At 64.1% G+C, this 4285-nt stretch carries 4 protein-coding genes; 2 read left to right on the forward strand and 2 right to left on the reverse strand.

Translation table 11 applies throughout. The features are described 5' to 3' along the window. Positions 1 to 204: 204 nt before the first annotated feature. A complete protein-coding gene (locus MKK65_RS03495) occupies positions 205 to 1584 on the forward strand; it encodes an MFS transporter (RefSeq protein ID WP_243955333.1) in 1380 nt (459 codons plus the stop codon). Positions 1585 to 1624: 40 nt separating this feature from the next. After that, entirely contained in the window at positions 1625 to 2236 is a 612-nt protein-coding gene (locus MKK65_RS03500) for a hypothetical protein (protein WP_243955335.1), read from the forward strand. Between the two features lie 79 nt (positions 2237 to 2315). On the opposite strand, the gene MKK65_RS03505 is transcribed toward MKK65_RS03500, so the two are convergent. Both MKK65_RS03505 and MKK65_RS03510 read right to left on the reverse strand, forming a co-directional pair. Further along, positions 2316 to 2915: an alpha/beta fold hydrolase gene (locus MKK65_RS03505; protein WP_243955337.1), complete on the reverse strand. Its 600-nt coding sequence runs from the start codon at positions 2913 to 2915 to the stop codon at positions 2316 to 2318. Further along, positions 2912 to 3238 carry an alpha/beta fold hydrolase gene (locus MKK65_RS03510; RefSeq protein WP_243955339.1) on the reverse strand — a complete coding sequence of 109 codons (327 nt, stop codon included), beginning with the start codon at positions 3236 to 3238 and terminating at the stop codon, positions 2912 to 2914. Before MKK65_RS03510 ends, MKK65_RS03505 begins: the two co-directional genes overlap by 4 nt. Positions 3239 to 4285 lie beyond the last annotated feature (1047 nt).

The raw sequence follows: 4285 nt of genomic DNA on the forward strand, positions 1-4285 counted from the left end.
GGCCGTCTGCACCTCGATCTGCCGCAGCTTCAGCACCACCTGCTCCGCGCTCGTCTTTTGACCTCGCCGCATGTCCGACTCCTTCGGTCCTGGCTGATCCTCTCAATCAGTCCGGTCCAAAGCCAGCCGGTCAGGTCACGATTGCCAAGCTGAGGAAGAGGGCGCAGTCCGAGGTCGGTTCGAAACGCGAGACCTTCCCTCCGAATGTCTGTCACAACCCTGAAGCCAACCGCGATAGCTCGCGATGGGCTGCCGCCGGGCCAGCGCGGCCGGGCCATGGCCGCGGTGCTCACCGGGGTGGCGCTCGCCACGCTCGACACCGCCATCGCCAACACGGCTCTGCCCACCATCGCCGCCGATCTCGGGGTCGATCCCGGTGCCTCGGTCTGGATCGTGAACGCTTATCAGCTTGCGGTCGTGGCGACGCTGCTGCCGATCGCAGCGCTCGGCGAGATCATTGGGCAGCGGCGGATCTACGTCGCTGGCCTCGTGCTGTTTACCGGCGCCTCTCTCGTATGCGCCCTGGCCTGGTCCCTGCCGACACTCGTCGCTGCGCGCGTGCTCCAGGGGATTGGGGCGAGCGCACTGATGGCGGTGAACATCGCGTTGATCCGCTTCATCTATCCCGCACATCAGCTCGGTCGCGGCGTCGGGCTCAACGCCTTCGTCGTCGGCGTTGGCTTCGCAGTCGGTCCGACCGTGGCGTCGCTGATCCTGCTAGCCGCGCCCTGGCCGTGGCTGTTCGCCGTCAACGTGCCGATCGGCCTCGGCGCCCTCGCCCTGGCCTGGACCGCGCTGCCGGAGACCGGACGTTCTGGGCACAGCTTCGACTTGCCCGGCGCGCTGCTCAACGCCGCCGCATTCGCCCTCCTCGTGCTCGGGTTGGGTGAGGCTGCACACGAGGGGCCGCTTTGGCGCATCCTCCTAGAGATCAGTGGCGCGCTCGCCTGCTTCACCCTGCTCCTGCGTCGCCAGGCCGGGCACCCGGCGCCGATGCTGGCCGCTGATCTCTTAAAGCGCCCGGTGTTCGCGTTGTCGGCCCTGACAGCTGTATGCTCCTTCGCAGCGCAGGGGCTCGCCTTCGTCTCGCTGCCGTTCCTGTTCCAGCACACGCTCGGCCGCTCGCAGGTCGAGACCGGTTTTCTGATGACGCCCTGGCCATTGGTGGTCGCGCTGATGGCGCCGGTAGCCGGCCGCCTCTCGGACCGCTATGCGCCCGGCCTGCTCGGCGGGATCGGGCTTGCCGGCCTCGCGCTCGGCATGGGGCTGCTCGCGCTGCTGCCCGCGGATCCCAGCGTCCCGAACATCATCTGGCGGATGGCGATCTGCGGGGCCGGGTTCGGCTTCTTCCAGGCCCCGAACTTACGTGCCATCATGACGAGCGCACCACCTAACCGATCAGGCGGGGCGAGCGGCATCGTCGCCACGGCGCGGCTGCTCGGTCAGACCCTGGGCGCCGCCCTCGTTGCGGCGTGCTTCGCGATCGCGGAAGCGCACGGTCCAGCCCTGGCGATGGGGCTTGGGGCGGCCTTTGCTGGGTTTGCGAGCGCGGTGAGCTTCACGCGCCTCGCCGTGGCGTCCTGAGCGCGCTTGGCCTGTCGGAAGGTTCAGGGACGGAAACCGTATGACTGACGGCGTCGTGAGCGGAACGCTCGACGAACACGGGCACGCCTACAAACGTACGGTTTGGGCGATCGCGATCGGCATCGCGATTTTCGCCGCCGCACAGATCACGTACGCCCTCTCCGTCAGCTCGGCCCAGTTCCTCAAGGATGCGCTCGACTGGATCTACACGGTCCTGCTGAACGCCGTGGCGGCGTTTGTGTTCGGGCGCGGCGCACGGGCTGAGCAACTGTCCGCCTACCTCATCGCCGCCGTCCTGACAGTCGGGGGCCTGCAAACGCTCTACGACCTGTGGGACAAGGTAGCGGATCCGCGGCCGATCGATCCCGGGCTGCTCGGCTTCTCCGCCGCGAGTGCGATGGTGATCGCCTACCTCACCGCGGGCAGCCTGGCGCGGTTCCGCCACGACACCAATCCGCTGATCAAGGCAACCTGGCTCAGCGCGCGCAACGACGCGATCGCGACCACGTTCTCGGCCGGCGTCACGCTCGCCGTCCGCATGGCTCCCGTCCGCTGGCCGGAATACGCCATGGACGGGGTCGATGCCGCGCTCGCCTTTCAAGCTGCCGCGGCGACGATCCTCGCGGCACGGCGGGACAGGCAGGCGCCGTGACCATGTCGGGGATGAGGGCGGCTCCCCTCGGTCGCAGACGAACCAGCCGAGTAAGTCGTGCGCGAGCTACGCGGCCGGCTCAGCGGCTCGCCGGTGGATGCCCTTGGTGCTGCGCCAAGAACGCCAGCACGGCGGCGTTGAAGGCTTCGGGGTTGTCCCGGTTCATCGCATGGGCCGCGTTCGGGATCACGATCGCAGCCGGGATCGCGGGATTGCACTTCCGGGCCGCGGCAAATCCTTCCGGGTACCGTTTCGGGCTGCGCTCGCCGGACAGCGTCAGGACGGGGAAGCTGAACTTGGCGATGTCGGAGCAGGTGATGTTTCCCCGTTCGCCGCTGTCGACCCCGGTGCCCAGATTGTCGAGCAGGATCTCCTTCTGAAGGGCAGAGCGCTGGGCCCAGGTGCCAGGCCCATTCAACCCGTCGGTGAACTCTTGACCCGCCTTCTCCTTGTCCCCGGCCGCAAGGTTGGCTCGTAGCGTCGACACCAAACCCTTCACTTCGCCGGCCATGGCTTTGGTCTCAGGCGTCTCTGGGAGCAGCCCCTCCATGCCGCTGGCGTCCTCAAGGATCAGGGTCTTGATCAGCTCGGGGTGCTCTTTGGCCACCGTCAGAACCACGGCTCCACCCCGTGAATGGCCGAGCAGGTGGACAGGTCCAAGGTTAAGGTGTTGGATCAAGTGGCCACGTCGGCCGCGTGCTGCGAGATGGAGAAATCCTCGCCGACACCATCCCAGCGTTCGGGATAGTAGTGGCGCAGGCTGAGGGATAGGACGCGGTATTGCTTCGACAGCACCGGTACCTGCGCGTACCAGATTCGGTAGTCGCCGAGTGATCCGTGAACCAGCACGATGGGCTCGCCGGATCCAGCCTCCTGGTAGGCGAGTGGATAACCCTGCACCGCCGCGGTTTTGACGCCGTCTGGGATCCCCCACTGCGCGTAAGCCGAACCCGGAAGCCCTGAGCACAGCCCGACCAATATGGCTGCGATCCTGAGCCGCATCGCAAACGCCTCCCATGTTTCTTCAGGAGAGTATCGCTTCCGCCGGGCCGGAAGTCACCGCACGCCCCGCCGATCCCGAGGCCGGGATCCGATACGGTCACCGTCGCCTCGATGAACCAGCATGTTCGCGACGCGGCGGAGCCGCTTTCCCTCTGTTGGGCTACTAAGCCTGCCCCTTAGACCCGTAAGTCGAAAGGGTAACGACCGATGGCGAGCCGCCGGCCGCTTCCTGGAAGCGGCGGGGACGTCCCCACCGCCCATTATCAAAGGTAGTCACTGTCCCTCTCGGGCTCGTACATCTCCGGGCCGTTCCTGACCTCTTCCAGAACGTCGCACAACACGGACACGGCGATGTCGCGATTGCTCACGCGTACGACGTACTCGCCCATGATCCCGATCACGATTTGCAGCCGACCGACCCTCGAACCGTAGGCACCCAACCTTTTGAAGACGCGGCGGTTCAGGAACTTGAGAACGTCGTTGCGTGCGACCTGTCGCCTTCTCCAAGTCCACCCCGCGTAAGATAGCAATTTTTGTCCTGATAGATGTATCGTGAACTCCCATGGATGGGAAGTAATTGTACTGCCATTTATTTTTTACGAGCCTGCCCTCGCACAGATTTCAGAGTAAAAGTAAGTAAATTTTTATCAATAAATCTCCAAAGTTACTCGAATTATTGGGAATCTGAACTCAAAATAAATGTCCTATGCTGGTATGGAGTAGGCAATTTGACCAAAATTTGTTGACGGTGAACAGGCAAAAACAGGAGCTGAAAGTCCTGGTTTGTCCATATTTGTCCTGTTGCATCCAAAGAGATCTAAAATTATTTCTCGAATTCAAAATCAAACGGAGCTAATGCTGGAAAATCGGGCTGAGTAATCGGTGACGCGGCGTGCCTACCCTGTGATACCAACCCTCGTTAAGTGGGACTCACGGGGTAGCCTCGGCGGCTGAGGGGTGATTCTGTCTTTGGGTTTGGAGCCCGAGGGGGATGTCATGGCTGCTCCGGTACCGCTGCGGTCAGACTTTGACGCTGACGGTCTGCGC

Origin of the sequence: Methylobacterium sp. J-001 (genome assembly GCF_022829565.1) — a bacterium.
Taxonomy (GTDB): Bacteria; Pseudomonadota; Alphaproteobacteria; order Rhizobiales; family Beijerinckiaceae; genus Methylobacterium.